At 41.0% G+C, this 19,178-nt stretch carries 23 protein-coding genes; all 23 read right to left on the reverse strand.

Translation table 11 applies throughout. From position 1 onward, the window contains the following. Window positions 1-64: 64 nt before the first annotated feature. The 23 genes from NXG62_RS06870 to kdsB all read right to left on the reverse strand — a co-directional run bounded on the left by NXG62_RS06870 (window position 65) and on the right by kdsB (window position 19,175). A complete protein-coding gene (locus NXG62_RS06870; RefSeq protein WP_427114200.1) occupies window positions 65-1,117 on the reverse strand; it encodes an elongator complex protein 3 in 1,053 nt (350 codons plus the stop codon). Between the two features lie 41 nt (window positions 1,118-1,158). Beyond that, a complete protein-coding gene (gene rnc, locus NXG62_RS06875) occupies window positions 1,159-1,869 on the reverse strand; it encodes a ribonuclease III (protein ID WP_427114201.1) in 711 nt (236 codons plus the stop codon). A gap of 19 nt (window positions 1,870-1,888) precedes the next feature. Next, window positions 1,889-3,148 (reverse strand): beta-ketoacyl-ACP synthase II, encoded by a 1,260-nt coding sequence (gene fabF / locus NXG62_RS06880; RefSeq protein WP_427114202.1) that lies wholly within the window; start codon window positions 3,146-3,148, stop codon window positions 1,889-1,891. A 24-nt stretch (window positions 3,149-3,172) separates the two neighbouring features. Next, window positions 3,173-4,129: an NAD(P)H-dependent flavin oxidoreductase gene (locus NXG62_RS06885; protein ID WP_427114203.1), complete on the reverse strand. Its 957-nt coding sequence runs from the start codon at window positions 4,127-4,129 to the stop codon at window positions 3,173-3,175. 72 nt (window positions 4,130-4,201) lie between these two features. Then, window positions 4,202-4,447 (reverse strand): acyl carrier protein, encoded by a 246-nt coding sequence (locus NXG62_RS06890; RefSeq protein WP_091648765.1) that lies wholly within the window; start codon window positions 4,445-4,447, stop codon window positions 4,202-4,204. A gap of 34 nt (window positions 4,448-4,481) precedes the next feature. Beyond that, entirely contained in the window at window positions 4,482-5,225 is a 744-nt protein-coding gene (gene fabG / locus NXG62_RS06895; RefSeq protein ID WP_427114204.1) for a 3-oxoacyl-[acyl-carrier-protein] reductase, read from the reverse strand. Between the two features lies 1 nt (window position 5,226). Next, window positions 5,227-6,168 carry an ACP S-malonyltransferase gene (gene fabD, locus NXG62_RS06900; RefSeq protein ID WP_427114250.1) on the reverse strand — a complete coding sequence of 314 codons (942 nt, stop codon included), beginning with the start codon at window positions 6,166-6,168 and terminating at the stop codon, window positions 5,227-5,229. A 15-nt stretch (window positions 6,169-6,183) separates the two neighbouring features. Beyond that, a complete protein-coding gene (locus NXG62_RS06905) occupies window positions 6,184-7,179 on the reverse strand; it encodes a beta-ketoacyl-ACP synthase III (protein WP_427114252.1) in 996 nt (331 codons plus the stop codon). Next, the gene (gene plsX / locus NXG62_RS06910; RefSeq protein WP_427114205.1) at window positions 7,163-8,188 is read right to left on the reverse strand and encodes a phosphate acyltransferase PlsX; all 1,026 of its coding nucleotides are present in this window, start codon (window positions 8,186-8,188) and stop codon (window positions 7,163-7,165) included. The genes NXG62_RS06905 and plsX overlap by 17 nt, the downstream gene beginning before the upstream one ends. A gap of 13 nt (window positions 8,189-8,201) precedes the next feature. Then, entirely contained in the window at window positions 8,202-8,744 is a 543-nt protein-coding gene (fapR, locus tag NXG62_RS06915) for a transcription factor FapR (protein ID WP_091648754.1), read from the reverse strand. A gap of 187 nt (window positions 8,745-8,931) precedes the next feature. Continuing rightward, complete coding sequence (locus NXG62_RS06920; protein ID WP_427114206.1) at window positions 8,932-9,162, reverse strand: YdbC family protein; 231 nt, start codon at window positions 9,160-9,162, stop codon at window positions 8,932-8,934. Window positions 9,163-9,309: 147 nt separating this feature from the next. Beyond that, window positions 9,310-10,146, reverse strand: coding sequence for a YitT family protein (locus NXG62_RS06925; protein ID WP_427114207.1), 837 nt, complete (start codon window positions 10,144-10,146; stop codon window positions 9,310-9,312). Continuing rightward, window positions 10,146-10,559 (reverse strand): hypothetical protein, encoded by a 414-nt coding sequence (locus tag NXG62_RS06930; RefSeq protein ID WP_427114208.1) that lies wholly within the window; start codon window positions 10,557-10,559, stop codon window positions 10,146-10,148. The genes NXG62_RS06925 and NXG62_RS06930 overlap by 1 nt, the downstream gene beginning before the upstream one ends. A gap of 17 nt (window positions 10,560-10,576) precedes the next feature. After that, window positions 10,577-11,827 carry a DUF3084 domain-containing protein gene (locus NXG62_RS06935; RefSeq protein WP_322351555.1) on the reverse strand — a complete coding sequence of 417 codons (1,251 nt, stop codon included), beginning with the start codon at window positions 11,825-11,827 and terminating at the stop codon, window positions 10,577-10,579. 173 nt (window positions 11,828-12,000) lie between these two features. Further along, entirely contained in the window at window positions 12,001-13,089 is a 1,089-nt protein-coding gene (locus tag NXG62_RS06940; protein ID WP_427114209.1) for an LptF/LptG family permease, read from the reverse strand. Window positions 13,090-13,106: 17 nt separating this feature from the next. Next, a complete protein-coding gene (lptB, locus tag NXG62_RS06945; protein ID WP_427114210.1) occupies window positions 13,107-13,826 on the reverse strand; it encodes an LPS export ABC transporter ATP-binding protein in 720 nt (239 codons plus the stop codon). A gap of 15 nt (window positions 13,827-13,841) precedes the next feature. Further along, window positions 13,842-14,582, reverse strand: a complete 741-nt coding sequence (locus tag NXG62_RS06950) for an LptA/OstA family protein (RefSeq protein ID WP_427114211.1) — start codon at window positions 14,580-14,582, stop codon at window positions 13,842-13,844. 4 nt (window positions 14,583-14,586) lie between these two features. Further along, entirely contained in the window at window positions 14,587-15,144 is a 558-nt protein-coding gene (gene lptC, locus NXG62_RS06955) for an LPS export ABC transporter periplasmic protein LptC (protein ID WP_322351556.1), read from the reverse strand. Then, window positions 15,125-16,057 (reverse strand): lysophospholipid acyltransferase family protein, encoded by a 933-nt coding sequence (locus tag NXG62_RS06960; RefSeq protein ID WP_427114212.1) that lies wholly within the window; start codon window positions 16,055-16,057, stop codon window positions 15,125-15,127. The genes lptC and NXG62_RS06960 overlap by 20 nt, the downstream gene beginning before the upstream one ends. An 18-nt stretch (window positions 16,058-16,075) precedes the next feature. Beyond that, a complete protein-coding gene (locus NXG62_RS06965; RefSeq protein ID WP_427114213.1) occupies window positions 16,076-16,609 on the reverse strand; it encodes a KdsC family phosphatase in 534 nt (177 codons plus the stop codon). Between the two features lies 1 nt (window position 16,610). Beyond that, on the reverse strand, window positions 16,611-17,582 hold the full coding sequence (locus tag NXG62_RS06970; protein WP_427114253.1) for a KpsF/GutQ family sugar-phosphate isomerase: 972 nt from the start codon (window positions 17,580-17,582) through the stop codon (window positions 16,611-16,613). Between the two features lie 16 nt (window positions 17,583-17,598). Further along, the gene (kdsA, locus tag NXG62_RS06975; protein WP_427114214.1) at window positions 17,599-18,438 is read right to left on the reverse strand and encodes a 3-deoxy-8-phosphooctulonate synthase; all 840 of its coding nucleotides are present in this window, start codon (window positions 18,436-18,438) and stop codon (window positions 17,599-17,601) included. Continuing rightward, window positions 18,435-19,175, reverse strand: a complete 741-nt coding sequence (gene kdsB / locus NXG62_RS06980) for a 3-deoxy-manno-octulosonate cytidylyltransferase (protein ID WP_427114215.1) — start codon at window positions 19,173-19,175, stop codon at window positions 18,435-18,437. Before kdsB ends, kdsA begins: the two co-directional genes overlap by 4 nt. Between the last annotated feature and the right edge of the window lie 3 nt (window positions 19,176-19,178).

A 19,178-nucleotide genomic window follows, 5' to 3' on the forward strand; every position in this document is an offset into this window, starting at 1 on the left:
ATAAAAAACTCTTCGTATCATTGGCATATACAATCGCCGTACGGAGAGTTTTTTTTGCTGATTTTTATACTGCATACACTTGATTCGCGTTCATATCCAATCTATAGGTCCGTAAAGGTGTTTGAACAATGATATTTCCTGGTTGTATCCCCTGCTTTTCACACCATCTTATATGCTGCTTATATTTGCAGGCCGCCCGTTTCCGCGTCACATTGTGATACCCTATAATCCGCGAAGTATCACGCCTATGATAGGATATTACAACAGATACTCCGGAAAGTTTATCCAATAAGTTAAATAACTGTATCTGATATCGTTTTGTATCCACCATTTCACCCATAGCAGGCGCATATGCCCCTGCCAGTACTTGTGTATCGTCATCAAGATCTTTGGTCGCCTGCAGTCCCGTACGGATGCAAGAAATGCCATTTTCTATAAAAGCCTGCTTCATATATGCAGCACGGCACACCCCTTCATGAATAGATAGCGGGGTATACGTCCCTTGCCGATACATGTGGGCGAGTTCTGTATTTTCGATAACTGCCACGGGATAAATACGTGCTATATCTGGTTTTACTGCACAGATTTTTAATGTCGTTTCTTTTAAACTACACCAGTCCTCACCGGGCAATCCCGGCATAAGTTGATGTCCAACGGTGAAACCACACTCCTTCAACAGCTGTGTTGCCTTTAAAACTTGTTCAGCCGTATGCCCTCTTTTAGAAAATTCAAGTACCGTATCATCCATAGATTGTACACCTAACTCTACAATGGACATACCATAAAAGCGCAATCTGTCCAAAATATCAAGAGTAATACAATCAGGGCGTGTAGAACATCGAATACCATCAATAGTCCCGCTTAATAAGGCTTGACGGGCTGGTTTAAGCAATCTTTCCTGCATTTCTACCGGTATAGCGGTAAAGCTTCCTCCGTAAAAGGCAACCTCCCAATGACGCTCTTCCTGAACATGTTTAGTGTAGTTCTGTATAAGAGAAGTAACATCCCCTGCGCTTGGAATACCATGATGTCCGGTAATGCGCCATTGATTGCAAAACACGCATCGATGCAAACAGCCAATATGCGGAATAAAAATGGGAATAATTGATGTTTTCATAATAGCCTCCAAAAAAAGACTGATGCCATAGCATCAGTCCCTTAATATAATGCGTGCAATTTTTCCAGTGCTTTATGAGCAGCCTGTTGTTCCGCATCTTTTTTTGTTTTACCGGAGCCTTCACCCAGAGCCTTTCCATTGACAATAACTTCCATATAAAAAGTTTTATCATGATCTGGCCCCTCTTCCCGGCATAATTCATAATCAATTTTTTGTTCGCCATCTCGCTGAATAAATTCCTGAAACACCGTTTTATAATCTTTGCCATAATGACCACTTTCAACAAGTGCCAGAAAAGTACGCAGTTGATATAAAATAAAATTTCTAGCCGCTTCATACGATGAATCAATATAAATAGCTCCAACCACAGCTTCAAAAGCATCCGCTAAAATACTGGCACGCGATCTGCCTCCGGAAGCAAGTTCTCCGTTTCCCAAAAGTATATAATCGCCCACATGAAATCCGGCACAACAAACAGCTAACGGTGATTCACTAACTACACTGGCCCGTGCTTTGGATAATTCTCCCTCCGGCATTTCCGGATATGTTTTAAATAAATATTCTCCTACCACCAAATCTAAAATAGCATCCCCTAAGAATTCTAAACGTTCGTTATGCTGCACATGTTTGTTTTTATTTTCATTAGCATAGGAAGAATGCGTTAACGCTCTATCTAGAAGATTCAAGTCATGGAAAGATATTTCCATGACTTGAGTAAATTTTTTTAATTGTTCTTTACGATCTTTTTTCATCAGCCATCAGTCTTCTCAGTTAATTTTCCGAATATTTTTTAAATAACAACGTTGCATTATGGCCGCCAAAACCAAAAGAGTTGGATATCGCTACATTGATATCGGCATCTATTGCTTTATTTCCTTGTACATAATTCAATCCTAATACTTTTAGTTCGTCTTCCGGTTCCTTACAATTAATGGTAGGATGGACCTTTCCTTGTTCAATCGTCATTGCACAGGCAATTGCTTCAATGGCACCGGCAGCTCCCAGCAAATGACCGGTCATGGATTTTGTCGAACTAACAAACATATCTTTGACATGTTCGCCAAACACTTTAGCTATCGCCAACGATTCATTAAGATCATTCAAATAGGTAGAAGTACCATGGGCGTTGACATAATTTACGTCTTCCGGCTTGATACCCGCATCATCAACCGCTAGCTGCATGCATTTAGCTTGATAAATGCCTTCGGGAGCAGGTGCCGTAATATGATATGCGTCCGCATTACTGCCATAACCACCAACTTCGCAATAGATATGAGCACCGCGTTTAAGGGCATGGTCTAATTCTTCTAAAATAACAATACCGGCACCTTCACCTATTACAAATCCATCACGGTCTTTATCAAAAGGTCGAGATGCATGTTCAGGATCATCATTCCGTGTGCTAAGAGCCTTCATTGCCGCAAACCCAGCGACAGCACCTGGGGAAACCGTAGCTTCCGTACCACCGGCTACAACTGCATCAAGTTCACCGCGCTGAATCATACGGTATGCATCACCAATAGAGTTGGTACCAGTGGCACAAGCGGTCGCCATACTGGCACAATGACCATGAAGTCCAAAAACGATAGATACTTGACCAGCTGCCATGTTAGCAATCATTTTAGGAACCACAAAAGGATTAACACGAGACGGGCCTTTTTCAAACAATCCTTTATAAAGATTGTGTAAAGTTTCCATTCCGCCGATACCTGTACCTACCATAGTCCCAATGCGATCTCGATTTTCTTGCTCTAAATTAATACCGGAATCATCCAGAGCCAGTTTAGCCGCCGCAACAGCATATTGTGTAGAAATATCCATATGCCGGGCTTCTTTCCTGTCAATATCATAATCAGCCGGGTCAAAATTTTTTACTTCGCCGGCAATTCGTGCGGAGTATTCCGTTGCATCAAAGTGAGTGATGGGCGCGATTCCGTTCTGTCCGGTAATCAAAGCATTCCAAAATGTATCTTTGCCATTACCGACTGGAGAAATAACGCCCAAGCCTGTAATTACTGCACGTTTTTCCAAAGTATTCACCTCATTAATTAAAATTTAATCGGGAATTGCATCCAATTCTCGCTTAAGGTATGCAAATATCTCTTTGACCGATAAAATATCATGTATTTCCTGCATACGCCGACCGGAAAAGACAAGGCCTGTTTCTATATCCCCCTGCTGTGCCCGCGTAAGTGCCCGAATAATACAATATTTATGGCTGCATTTTTTTAAACAGCAGTCACACTTTATTGGCTTCTGCGCGGTTCCTAACAGGATCCGTTCCGAAAAAGGAGTACGGATTGCCTGTCCGGGAAGTCCTACAGGACTGTGTATCAAAACAAAATCCTCTGGATTATTAGCACGAAGATACACTTTTTTCAATTCTTCTGAGCCGTTAGATTCCACACTAGCAGCAAAACGGCTTCCCATTTGAACACCGTTGGCTCCCAGTTTAAACATTGCTGCGATATCTTCACCATGAAGCACTCCTCCCGCACCGATAACGGGAATATCAACAGCCGCACGCACTTCCGGTACAATGAGCCGGCTCGAACGGTTTGTTCCCAAATGCCCGCCTGCTTCCGCTCCTTCAACTACAACAGCGGCAGCACCCAGGGATTGAGATATTTTAGCTAGTTTTGCAGAAGACACAATCGGAACAATAGGCGTACCTGATTCTTTGCCCCAACTAAACATGTCGCGGGAAAAGCCTGCTCCTGCTACCACTAGATCGATTCCTTCTTCAATTGAGGTAGTAACAAGCCCCTTAAATTCTCGGGCCGCTACCATTGCATTTATTCCAATGATTCCATTGGGAGCTAGCTTTTTAGCCAGACGTATTTCATATCGTAATTCATCAAAAGGCATACCGGATGCCGCTATGAGACCTATACCGCCTTCATTGGCTACAGCAGCGGCTAGTCTGGCGGTAGATAAACGAATAGCCATTCCGCCTTGTATAATTGGTATCCTTGCCACAAGCTTACCTATCTTTAATTCTGGCAGCTTCAATATGTTTTCCTCCATTCAAGATGCCATCAAAGGGGAAGCTTTACCTTCCCCCTTACGGCCATTATTGCATGCTTAGGCTTTCTTTTCCTTTTCGATATAATCAACCGTATCCTTAACGGTTTTGATCTTTTCTGCGACATCATCAGGGATTTCGATATTGAATTCTTCTTCGAAAGCCATGATAAGTTCAACAATATCTAAGGAATCCGCGCCCAAATCATCAATGTAAGCAGCTTCCATCTTGACTTCTTTTTCGTCAACACCCAGCTGTTCGACAACGATGCCTTTAACCTTTTCAAAAGTAGCTTCTTCACTCATTTCCATTCACCCCCTTTCAATGATCCATATATACTTACATTACCATGCCGCCATCAACTTGTAAAACTTGACCGGTAATATAACTGGCACAATCTGACGCTAGAAATAATACGGCTTTTGCCACTTCTTCAGGCTCAGCCACACGTCCCAGCGGAATTGTTTTTATCATATCTTCTTTTACAGAATCATCAAGAACAGCCGTCATATCGGTATCTATGCATCCAGGAGCAATTGCATTCACCCGGATATTTCTCGATGCCAACTCTTTAGCTATCGATTTTGTAAAACCGATAATCCCGGCCTTGGCTGCCGCATAATTAGCCTGTCCGGCATTGCCGGTAATCCCAACAACAGACGTCAAATTTACAATAGACCCCTGTCTTTGCTTTATCATAATTTTAGATACAGATTTTGTACAATGATACACTCCGGTAAGATTCGTATCTAAAACTTGTTTCCAATCTTCTTCTTTCATACGCATAATAAGATTATCACGTGTAATCCCCGCATTATTGACCAGAATATCTATAGATCCAAATATTTCCTTTGCTTGTTTTACCATGGCATCCACAGCAGCACTATCGGAAACATCACATTGTATGCTCACAGCCTTGCCTTGCTCGTTTTCAATCATTTGCAGTGTTTCTTTTGCAGCTGTTGTATTTCCAGCATAAACAACAATCACATTAGCTCCTTCACGAGCGAACGCTAATGAAACCGCCCGTCCAATACCACGAGAACCACCTGTCACAATAGCTGTTTTCCCTGTTAAAAGCATTTTATCGAACCCCCTGAAAAAATTCAAGTGTTTTCTTTAAGGATGATATATCTTCTACATTTTCGCTTTGAATTGCCTTATTAATTTTTCGGTTAAACCCACTCAGAACTTTGCCTGGCCCCACTTCAACAAATATATCGGCCCCAGACTGAACCATAGTATGAACACAATCAATCCACAATACCGGACTAGCCGCCTGTTTGACCAGCGCTTCTTTTATATCTTCTGCCGCTGTTTCTACGGCTCCGTTCACATTAGCAACAACAGGAATTTCTGCATCGGCAATATGGATAGTATCAAGAACGGCTGCCAGTCGTTTCGCAGCAGGTTCCATTAATGTACTATGGAACGGAGCACTGACATGGAGCAGAATCGCACGTTTAGCACCTGCCGCTTTTAATTTGTCAACTGCTGTTTCAACGGCCTTTGCTGCCCCGGCAATAACAATTTGTCCCGGACAATTAAAATTTACTGCTTGTACCGGCCCGACTTTATTTGATACCGTTTGACAAATTTCCTTAATCTTATTATCTTCAAGCCCTAATATAGCTGCCATGCTTCCCTCTCCCAAGGGAACCGCTTCCTGCATGAACTGTCCACGCTGGCGTACGGTACAAACAGCATCGGCAAACCGCAATGCACCCGATGCAACAAGAGCCGAATATTCTCCCAAACTATGACCGGCTACAATATCAGGTTCCCATCCTTCTTGTTTTAATACGCGGGCACATGCTGTACTCGCTGTCAAAATCGCCGGCTGGGTGTTGCAGGTCATCATCAAATCTTCATCCGGTCCATTAAAACATAACTTCGTAAGTGAAAAGCCAAGTGCATCATCCGCTTCTTCAAAAAGATGCTTTACTACCGGATATGCTTCATAAAGATCCTTTACCATACCTACTTTTTGCGAGCCCTGGCCCGGAAAAATAAATGCTTTCTTCATCATATCACCTCATTATCAAAACCACTTCATGGCCAAGCCCGCCCATGTAAGACCCGCACCAAAACCAGCTAAAACGACTTTATCACCGCGATGAAGAAGTCCTGCCCGATTCGCTTCGTCCATTGCGATCGGAATAGATGCTCCTGACGTATTTGCATAATTTTGAATATTGACAAAAATTTTGTTCATAGGAATATGAAGACGTTTGGACGCTGATTCTATAATGCGGAGATTGGCCTGATGCGGAATCAGCATCGCCACTTCATCACTCGTCCAACCAGATAATTTCATTACTTTTGCAGCAGCACCCGGCATAGCATGAACAGCAAATTTATACACTTCTTTGCCATCCATTTGAGCAAATGCTAATTCATTTTTAATGGTTTCATCCGTTCGCGGCATTTCTACTCCACTGGAGGGAATCGTTAAATATTGTCCGCCTTCCCCCTGTGCCCCCATATCGGTACCAAACATGCCATACCCGTCATCAACCCGGCCGATAACCGCCGCGCCGGCACCGTCTCCAAACAAAACACAGGAACCGCGATCATGCCAATTAATAACGCGTGTTAAAACTTCTGCCCCAACAACTAAAATATTTTTATATAATCCTGTTTCAATAAACTGCTTGGCAATGATAGAAGCATACACAAATCCCGAACAAGCAGCATTTAAATCAAACGCGGGTACATTTACCGCCCCTAAATTTGCCTGCACTTTACAAGCAGTAGCCGGAAGAGATCTATCGGGTGTCAATGTACAAACAATAATCAGATCTAAGTCTTTCGCACTAACACAAGCCATTTCCAATGCTTTTCGAGCTGCTCCCGTTGCCAAATCAGAGGTATTGACGCCCTTAGGTGCAACATATCGCTGTGCAATTCCCGTACGAGTACGTATCCACTCATCGGATGTATCCATCATTTTTTCTAAATCTTTATTAGTCCATACTTGATCCGGAACACAATGTCCTGTTCCCAGAAAGCCTGCTTGACTAACTTTCATTCCCATATTCTTCAACCCTTTCTTCCTCCATGCTGCTGCGAATATGCCCGACAACATCCTGTTCTACTAACTCTCCAGCCACGCGAATTGCATTTTTAATAGCTTTGGCCTTGGAGCTGCCATGACAAATAATAAAACTTCCGTTGACACCTAAAAGCGGTGCGCCGCCGTATTCCGTGTAATCCAGTCGTTTTTTCAGCGCCTTTAAAACCGGTAATACCGCCAAAGCACCCAATTTAGCAACGAATCCGCTTTCTTTTATCGTATCCTTGACCAAGCGAATAATAAATAACGCCATTCCTTCGCCAAATTTCAAGATTACATTTCCAACAAAACCGTCGCAAACAACAACATCAACCGTTCCTTCTGGTATATCACGGCCTTCCACATTTCCATAGAAGGAAATTGTTTTCAATTTCTCCAGCAATGGGTATGTAGCCTGGGCCACCTCATTTCCCTTGGAATCTTCTTCCCCGATATTAAGAAGGCCTACGGTAGGATTAGAAATACCTAAAATATATTTTGCATAATGGTATCCCATAATAGCACCTTCTACCAGATGCTTCGGTTTACTATTGGCATTCGCTCCGGAATCAAGCAACACCGTAATTCCTTCTTTGGAAGGAATTGGCGTTGCAATGCTGGGACGTTCTATTCCCGGAATACGTCCCAGACCTAAAAGAGCCGCCGTAACAGCTGCTCCTGTACTGCCAGGTGCTACTACAGCATCACATGCTCCTTGTTTAACCAGTTTAGTCGCCACCACAATGGATGCATCCTTTTTTTTGCGAATAGCTTGTGCCGGATGTTCTCCCATTTCGATAACCTGACTGGCTTGAACAATAGTCAGTCGATCGTTCTCTGTTGCTCCGTATTGTGCCATAACTTCTCTAATTCTATCTTGATTACCTACAAGGACTACATCATACTTATATGTCTTAACAGCGTCAATGGCACCCAGAACGATCTCCTCCGGTGCGTAATCACCGCCCATAGCATCTACCGCTATTTTCATTATTACCACTCCATTATTCCAATGATTCCATGATGAATTTTGCTCGGAATACTTCCTTCGCTTTTTTTCGAATCGTTACCCATACATAATATTTCTGATCCCGCTGCCTTATGACTTCCGCTTTTGCAACCAATTTATCGCCTACGGTCACAGGTTGTTTATATTTGATATTGCCAACAGTTGTTATACACACGGGTAAATTAAGTACGGCTCTGGTCAATGAATTGGCTTGCGCATATAAAAATTGAGATTGGACAATATGTGCCGAGTCAACCATATCTTCTGTTGCAGTTAAAATGGAAAGTGCGCTTTTACCCACAATACAATCCACCAATTCTCCCACAACCTGCACTAAATGGTGCTGCGGCAAAGATGCCTGTGCACGCTGCTTAATGCGTATACGTAATTCCGGTATACCCAAGGCCATCCGATCCAAACGTATCGTAGCTATACTGACCGAAAATTCCTCAGCCAGTTCTTCATCGTTGATAAAAGGATTTTCTTCTATTCGTTTTTTTAACAGCGTATGCCGTTTTTCCCTTGCTATACGAACCATATTATATCATCCTTTGAATTATGACCAAGTACTAATAGTACGTACAACAAATTATATAATGTTTTAAGATGTTTGGCAAGTATAGGAAAAAATATAATCAAAAGATGATAAGAATACCCCTTCATAAAAAAATATGCTTTCGAAGATATTTCCTATTCGAACTCCCGAAAGCATATGCAATACGCCTTTAATATTTATCAAAATCCATTTCATTTAAAACGTCTTTCAATTTCATAACCTCTTCTTTGGTCATAGTAATTCCTTTCGTCATGGCCTGATAATCGGGATCCCATGATCTCAAATCAAACTTCGGTGCACGATTGTTCCAACTGATAAAGGTTAGTTCTTTACGCCAGCCATCTTTATTTTCTGATAAAGTACCACATACATCTTCAATATTAAAATTCAATTGTGCCATTATTATTTCCTCCTGCAAGGGAATTATCCCAAATTTAGGGTAAAGCGTACATCAAATAGGATGTACCTACCATATTTATATATAAATAAAACTTAGTATATATGATAGCAAATCTACCAATAATGTCAACATCTGAAACAGCAATGATCAATGTGTTTTTCTGTGTTTAAACAATCCGCCGTGAGCTTCCCGAATGTCAAAGATAGAAATAAAAGCATCCGGATCAACATCACTGACAGCATTGCGTAACTTCATGATTTCCAAACGAGAAACAACCGCATATAAAATTTTTGTTTTTTCTCGTTTATATGCGCCTTCCCCGTTAAGCAGCGTAACGGCTCTTCCTAATTCATGGGTAATACAATGCGCTACTTCATCGTGCTTTCCCGTAACAATGAGCAATCCTTTCGATTCGTCAAGACCATTCGTCACAATATCAATCATTTTATAAGCAATAAAATATGCCACTAAAGAATACATCGCACTGTCCCAAGAAAAAACAAATCCCGAACAACCTAAAATGAAAAAATTAAAGAACATAATAATCTCGCCTACGGAAAAAGGAGACTTTCGATCTGCAATAATGGCCAATATTTCCGTCCCATCCAAGGATCCTCCCCAGCGGATAATAAGTCCTACACCAAGGCCAATAATAATACCGCCGAATACAGTGGACAAAAAAGGATCATAGGTCAGCGGATGAAAATGAATTACTTGATTCCATATGGCCAGCCATAATACAGAGAACAAAGAAAATCCTGTAAAATAGGCACCTATATGCTTATATCCAATAACAAAAAACGGTATATTCAAAAGTACAATAAAAATACTGAAACTGATGCCGGTAACGTGAGCTGCCATAAGCGACAAACCGACAACACCTCCATCAATAACCTGATTAGGTACTAGAAAAACATCTAATCCGATAGTATATATCAATGAACCAAAAACAAGACCTACAAGCCGCGGTAACCGTTTAATCATTATTTTCCTCCCAACGTGTCAATATATCGCAGTCCTATAATCCATGCTACAAAATCATCTACGGGTTCCGGCGGATATTGAAAAGACAAAGGCACAAAACGCCGCCAGCCATGCCGTGGTGTATATTGCCAATATAATTTTCTTCCTTCCACTGTCGTATACGCTTCATTCACCAGAACAAACAAAATAGGAGTTTGCTGCTGCCGTATCCAATTTTCTACAACAGGCTGCAATGATTTATGATATGTGCCATTTCCCATCACAATATGAGTAATAGTAAAGCGAGAATATATCTCATTTAAACAAGTAGGAAAATCTCCTGTCATAACTATTCTTTTTTCAACCAATTTGCCATCTTCCTGCAAAACAGCAACCCCTGTCTTATCAGACCCCGGATCAATCGCAACTATCATTTTTTACCTTCCTTCATTTACAATGCCGGACTGGCTACTATATTAATACTCAGCGGGCCAGCAGGATAAATATCATGTGTTGTCACAGCTTCTAAGACGATATCCGCATCTCCGTAGGACTTAATCTTTGAAATAGTATCAAACATTTCTATACCTGTCAATGCTCCGACTTTTCCCGTCAAAGGATCTGGGAGTACCCCATTAGCTTGTGCCTGCATATTGACATTATGAAGAAAACGGACAACTTGAAGTTCAATATTTCCGGCCATTTCATTATGTCTAATCGTTTCGGAATATACGACATATCCTTTGTGGTATATCAGATTATTATCATAGACTTCAACATGGACCAAGGCAGGTTCACCTAAGATAATATTTCCCGCCGCTGTAAGACGGATAAGTTTTTTACCAGGTGGTGCTTGGGCAAGCTGCTTCACAGTAGCATCAAATTCTTCCTGCGAAATATATAAAACAATAGCATTTTCATCTTTTATACCCAAATGCTGACGTATATACGTATTCGTTTGACTCATAAAATCACTCAACTCTTCCCGAGTCTTCGCTTGATCCAGTCCTGATTCCAATATAGACGTAGATAATACTTCCCCCACACGGAACAGCACCTGCCCTTCACGAACATTCTGCATAATTGCATTCAACATTTGATTGCGATTTTCTAATGACGTATTTGCTTTTTTCAAAGCTGAATTTGTTTGATTTAAATCACTCTTTACTGACTCTAAATTATCAATTTCTCCCTGTTTCTGAGAAATAGCTTGATCATACGCCACTTGGGCAAGAGCTAATTGATTACTGATATCATTTCTTGCTGCTTGTACTTGTTGTAAATCTAACATAGTAAACCGTAGTTTCTTATTTGATTCGTCGAGTTGTGCCTCTTGTTTTCGCAGCAACTCTTCATTAGAAGCCAGCAATTCATTTTTATCATGCATTTCATTGCCCAAATCTTCCGCTTGTTTCAGTAATTTATCCCGCTGCACTTCCAATTCTGCTTTTTGCAACTGCAACTGATGCATCCCAAACAGCGCAATCCGTACATTTTCAGATAATACAGACATCACTCCCAGTGTAACCGCTGCAATACTGATGCCAGTTAAAATAGTAACTAATATAGATGTATATTTAGGGCGCAAACCAAATAAAACGATCTTTCGTTTACCTACGCGTGAGCCTATTTTATCGCCTATATATGCAATAATCCCACCCATAATCGCCAGTATAAACAGCATAATCCAGCCATATTCCATATGCGCCCCTCCTTTCAACACAGTTATTTACCTAATATAACTATTATAATATACCATTATACCTATATCTGTCATTATTATTCGTATTTTTTACTAATTTATATTATTTATATACTATAAATGGTTAGCAATCAGTATTCCAGCCAAAACACGGAAAACTAACCACTAACCATTTATTTGGATGCTCGATATACCAAAATAATGCCTGTAATACCACAAAGGATATTGGGCAGAAATGCTCCTAAAAATGGGGTAAGCTTTCCGCTGTTGCCTAAGGCATTACTCAATGTCATGATCGAATAGTAAATAAAAATAACAATAACGCTGACTCCAAAGCCAATAGAAGAACTACCGCGCTGTTTTTGCAAACCTAATGGGGCTCCTATGATAGCGCACACCAAACTAGCCAGAGGCAATGCAAATCGATTATACATTTCTACCTTCATTTTATTTGTATCTACCGAATTCTCATCCAATATACGAATTTGTTCCCGTAATTCTCGAATTGTCATTTCTTCAGGTTTACGCTGGGATTCTCCTATTTTTTTAGGTGTCTGGTTAATCGGCATTGCCTGACTTTTAAAATGCATGGTCCGTTCTATTTCACCCTTAACTGACAAATCATAAATAATCCCATCTTTCATAACCCACTTAGAACCATCCCAAACGGCATACTCTGCATTTTCTACTCTTGTAAGAACATCGTTCTCAAATTCCTGCAGCGTAATATTTTTAAGTTCCTTCGTGTCCCCGTCAAACTGACGAGCATACATCAAACTGGCAATATCCGATCCGTGCACATCTTTAATAACAATGTGGTCTTGTGTTTTTGGTGCCGCACTATGTTTTACTTCTTCATTTATTATTCTGTTATACGCATTATTAGCTTGCGGTACGACAAATTCATTAAAGGCTGTCGTACCCAAAGAAATAACAAAAGCCGCAATAAAAACAGGCATAGCTAATCGCAAAAAATTCTGTCCGCCTGAGCGCATGACAATCATTTCACTGGAACCGGAGAGACGGCCAAATGCTAATAATGCCCCTAACAATACAGACATTGGAAATGTCAAGACTATAATAGAAGGCATCGCTAATACCAGCACACGAAACGCAGTCCAAGCCGAGGCTCCAAATTCATTAATCAAATTCGCAATACGATATAATGTACCCGTGCCTACAAAAACACTTGTAAACGCACATACACCAAATAAAAAAGGGCCAATAAATTCTTTTAAAATATATTTATCTAATATTCGCATTCATTTCTCCATATCGATTACATTGTAAATTCTTCGCCCAAATAGAATTTTTTGGCTACAGGATCGTTAGCAACAGTGTCCGGATCTCCTTCAAGAAGGATTTTCCCTTCATTCAAAATATATGCTTTATCAACAATACTCAAGGTTTCGCGAACATTGTGATCCGTAATAAGAACACCCATACCACGATTTTTCAAGTGCTGAATTATACTCTGAATATCATTTACTGCCAATGGGTCGATTCCGGCAAACGGTTCATCTAACAAAATAAATGCCGGATCCATGACCAGACAGCGGGCAATTTCCACACGCCGCCGTTCGCCACCTGATAATTGGATACCCAAACGATTACGTAATTTTGTAATGGTAAATTCTTCCATCAAAGCCTCTGCTTTGTTTTTTTGTTCTTTTTTACTCAATTTTGTTGTTTCCAACATAGCCAGCAAATTATCTTCTACTGTTAATTTACGAAAAATAGAGGCTTCCTGAGGTAAATACCCTATACCGTAATTCGCCCGGCGATGAACGGGCAGCTGGGTAATATCATTGCCATCTATATAAATATTTCCCGAAGTAGGACGTTCTATTCCAACTATCATGTAAAAGGTTGTTGTTTTTCCAGCTCCATTAGGTCCCAGTAGTCCGACAATCTCCCCTTTATCAACATGAAGGCTAACTCCATCTACTACATTACGTTCTTTATATGTTTTTACAAGTTGCTTCGTTTGAATGAACATAATTCCCCCTTATTCTCATTCATTCCCCGGAACAAGCACTACCGTAGAACGACTCATCGTTTGTACGGAATTATCCGCCAAATGGATTTCAACATTATCCCCTGTCAACGAGTTCCCATTTTGATTTGCCCGCACATTTCCAAGCATATGAATAACACCATCATTTTGATTCGGTGTTTGTGTATATATTGCTCGATCCCCATATGCAATTAAGTTATCTGCGGGGGATTCAATATGAACACTGCCGGTTCCGACTGCCTTAATTTGTTTAAACCAGCCCTGAATCGTATCTGCCCACAATTCCGCTCCCTGTGCCTGTAAATAACCGTTACCTGTTATAATACCATAATCCTGATCCAAATGATATTCGACTTTATCGCCGCGCAGCTTTTTATCTTCATACACACCATTCACATTACCCGTAGCAACAACGTAATTTTTATTGACTGAATGCATTTTATCGGAAGTCATATGCATATTAGGTTGTTCTACCGCAACATGCCCTTCCATATCTGCTTCTGCTGACTTTAAGTTGTAAACCGCCTGATCACCGGTCATGGTAGCCTGATCCCGCACAATTACCACATTTCCTGTCGCCGTTGCCACATAGTTTTTCCCATCATAAGAAAGTTTGTCTGCTGTAACGGAAACTGCTGGATTTTCATCATCGGCAGCAATAGTCCCTGCAACTGGTATCATCATTGCTCCCAACAATAAAACTGTTATGACTTTACATGTTATTGGTTGTCTGCTCATATTACTATTCTCCCTTAGTTACCTTCGCGTGCCCTGTCAATGTTACTTTGTTTAAAGCGGCATCTGTTTCAAAAGCATCCCCGCTTAATGTGGTGCCGTCTGCCTTCTGCATATACACGTTACCACCCTTGATTAACCGTGTATCCATATTATAATACACACTGCCATCCGTCTGCAACGTACTGCCATTATCCGTCGTTGCCTTAATCGGAGGTTTTACTTGCAACGCTTGCTTATTTCTGTCAACTATACCCATAGGTGCTTCTATTTTTATTTCTTCTCCATCTACATCCGCAATAATAATATGAGGGTGTGTGACATATATTATTTTAGTATCTGGATCCACTTGAATTTTATCGGCAGTTAAACTCCAAATAAGCTTGCCATCTTTTTTTTCTTCTAGCGTTGAGCCTTCGAATTCAACTAAATTATCATTCTTTTTTTGTTCACTATCTTCCTGGTCCTGACTACTTAAAATCCAATATAGTACTCCAGCGAACAGAACAATAATAATGCAAACACCTATCGTTATTTTATTATTTTTAAGTTTGTGCATCATCATTGCCATATTCCTCCGTTTTTTTCTGCAATGCAATGATTTCCTCCGGTGCTGTGCTCCAACGATGTTGGAACCATAACCATTCGGTTGGATGATCTTTAATGAACGTTTCTGTCAATACCGCTAATTTTCTCGTTAAGCGGGTTATATCTGCCTCTGTATTTCCTGTATCTTCATAATAAATAATTTTCCCCACTATGAGCTGGTTGCGATGATTATCGCCGTGAACAGCAAAAACAGGTATAATAGGTGAACGAAATTTTCTAGCAAACATAGCCGGTCCTACCGGGGTAGATGACATTTTTCCCAAAAACACTTGAGGAACACCGCGGAATCCACCGTCTTGATCTGCTAAAAAACCTAATATTTTTTTACGTTTTAACGCTCTGGCTGCCCCAATCATTTCGTTGCCGCCGCGGGCAAAAACTTCTAATCCCATCATTTCGCGGTTTTCATTTAGAAATCGCGTAACCTGATCATTCGGCTGGCGCTTTACGATAGTCGTAGCCGGATATCCATATAAAGCTAATGCTGCCCCCATCCATTCCCAATTGCCAACATGTCCAGTTAATACAATAACTCCTTTATTTTCCTGTAAGGCTTGCTCAATGCGTTCAGGATGATCAATCGTAACATATTGAGAGATATTTTCCCTTGTTAATTTGGGAGTATACAGAATTTCCAACAGCGATTGTCCCAAATTTCGAAATAGTTCCGTTATAATACGACGTGCTTCTGTTTCTCCACATCCCAGACCGCGGATAATATGAAATACACCTCGTTCTCGTTGCTTTTTTAAAATTATTTCCACAACAGGACCCATCTTTCTCCCCAGAGACACGATCGTAGGATAGGAAAGATGGCAAACTATTTTGCTTATTTTTCGCGCAGTAATGTACTGCCACTCTTTAGACACTGCCAGTACTCCTTTCCTCTATTGTTTTATATCAACCCGACCTGATTTATACTGCCGCAGGATATGTGTCCATTTATCTTGTCCTTTGAGGATGTATTCTACAAGTTCCCTCAAAGCGCCATGTCCGCCATTATAAGCTGAAACGAAAGCTGCGTTCCTTTTTGCTTCTTCACAAGCATCATTCGGAGCGGCACCGAATCCAACATGAGAAATAAGGTCCACGTCATTTAAATCGTCTCCCATGTAAGATACCTCTTCTAACGTAAATCCCTGCGTTTTGCAAAGCTTCTGCATTTCTGCAAGTTTATCCACTGCATCTTGTACTACATAGTCAATATGCAAATCTCTAGCCCGCCGTTCTACCATGGGGGATCGTCTTCCGGTAATAAGTGCAGTTTTCAATCCACCTGCACGGGCCAAAGAAATACCCATGCCATCATGCGCAGAAAATCCTTTCATGGAATCACCCATCAGTCCGTAATAAATAATCCCATCAGTCAAAACCCCATCGACATCCAGCGCCAAAAGTTTAATTTGAGTCAAATATTTCATATTATACCACTCCCCGACGCAGCAAGTCAGTTAAATGAATCATGCCAACTGCTTTTTTATCCTTATCCACAACAGGAAGTACCGTAATAGGACGCGGCTGATTTTTTTCCATAATATGCAAAGCCGCTGCTGCTAATTGATCATTAGTAATAACTCTCGGATTTTTCGTCATCATAGCTTCAACGGGCCATTTCAAAAAATTAGATCCCGTTTCCAATCCCCGGCGCACATCACCATCCGTAACCAATCCAATAAGAACACCTTCTCCATCAACAACCGAAACAGCTCCCAGTCCTTTTTCTGTCATCATGAACAACGCATCCTGCACGGTACTATCTTCACTAATAACAGGATTATCATTACCTTTATGCATCACGTTCTCTACAGTCAGCAAAAGTTTTCGTCCCAGAGCTCCTCCTGGATGAAATACAGCGAATTGATCAGGTGTAAAATGATGCCTTGACAGCAACACCACGGCTAATGCATCCCCTAAAGCCAAAGATACAGTCGTGCTTGTCGTCGGTGCCAATCCTAAAGGACAAGCTTCCTTTTCCACCGAAGCATCTAAAATAACATCAGAATTTTTTGCCAATGTCGAATTATGATTGCCCACAATGGAAATTATCTTTGCACCGATGCGGCGCAAAGACGGCAATAAATTGATTATCTCCGTTGTTTCGCCGCTCTTGGAAAAAGCGAGAATAATATCATCAGAGGTTACCATTCCCAAATCACCATGAATCCCTTCAGCCGGATGAAGCCAAATAGAAGGGGTCCCCGTACTGGACAATGTCGCCGATACTTTACGAGCTATATGCCCGGATTTCCCCATACCAGTTACGACAACTCGCCCGCTGGATTCCATAATCATATTGACAGCATTTACAAAACTCTGATCCAGCTTCGGAATCAGTTTTTCAATACCTGCTGCTTCTTCCTGCAATACCTCTTTTGCCTCTTCCAATATATCCATCATACTCACCTCTGCGTTATTCTTTGTCTGTTTCTACACTCTGTTTTGCTATTTCATTGATAGCAATCATATCCTGAAGCACTGCTTCCACTTGTGTCAAATATAACATATTAGGTCCATCGCATAATGCTTCCTTGGGATTATCATGCACTTCCATAAATACCCCATCTATGCCGCTGCCGGCTGCTGCTCTGGCCAGATTTCCAATAAATTGCCGCTGTCCTGAGGATTTTGTCCCGCTGCCGCCTGGTAATTGTACACTATGCGTAGCATCAAATACAACGGGGTACCCATACCTGCGCATAATGGGAAAACTTCGCATATCTACGACAAGATTATTATACCCCAGAGAAAATCCTCGTTCTGTTAAAATAATATTAGTATTGCCAGCTTCTTCTATTTTTCCTACAACATTTTTCATATCGCCAGGTGCCATAAACTGACCTTTTTTTACGTTTACAGCTTTGCCAGTCTGGGCTGCTGCATATATTAAATCCGTTTGACGGCATAAAAATGCGGGAATCTGCAGTACATCCAATACTTCTGCTGCCGGCTTGATCTGTTCAATAGAATGAATATCACTCACCACCGGAATTTGAAGTTCTTTTTTAATATCTCCCAAAATACGCATTCCTTCTTTTAATCCCGGACCGCGAAAGGAATGATAAGAAGAACGGTTTGCCTTGTCAAAGGAAGCTTTAAAAATATACGTAAGTCCCAGTTTATTACAAATTCTTTTCATTTCCCTGCCGATAAGCAGACAACGGTCTGGATTTTCTATCACACACGGACCTGCCATAACAAAAAGTTTTCCGTCCCCGCCAACACTTTTATTTCCAATAACTACATTTTTCATTTCATATGCTCCTTTGCAAAATATTCCCGAATGCGTGCTAAGTCCTCCGGCGTATCGATTCCGATAAATTGATGATTTGTTACAATTACCTTGATTGTATAACCATTTTCCAAAACACGCAATTGTTCCAAAGATTCCACGGTTTCCATAGGCGTCGATTCCATCTTAGCATATTGTAAAAGAAAATCACGCCGGTACGCATATATACCAATATGTTTATATGGTTTAACAGTACCGTAAAATGGATTTCGCGGATACGGTATCAAGGAGCGTGAAAAATACATGGCTTCTCCCTTGCGGTTCATAACAACTTTCACCGCACTGGGTTCATTATATTCTGATTCTAAAAGGGGAGTCGCGACCGTCGCCATATCAAGACTAGGATTTTCTTCAAAGACATGGCACAACGCATCAATCACATCCGAACTAATTAAAGGTTCATCCCCCTGTACATTAACAACAACATCCACATCTTCAAACTGCTCAACCGCTTCTGCTAAGCGATCCGTCCCATTAATATGATTTTCACGAGTCATAACCGCTTTGCCGCCGAATGTAACAACCGTGTCATATACTTTAGGATTATCCGTAGCGACAACAACAGCGCTCAATTTCTGTGCTTGAGCCGCTTGTTCATACACGCGCTGAATCATAGGTTTTCCAGCTATATCTGCCAATGGTTTTCCGGGAAGTCGTGTAGAAGCATACCGCGACGGAATAATACATACAAATTTCATTTT

The sequence above is a fragment of the Megasphaera sueciensis genome (assembly GCF_050219315.1).
GTDB classification, from domain to species: Bacteria; Bacillota; Negativicutes; order Veillonellales; family Megasphaeraceae; genus Megasphaera_A; species Megasphaera_A sueciensis.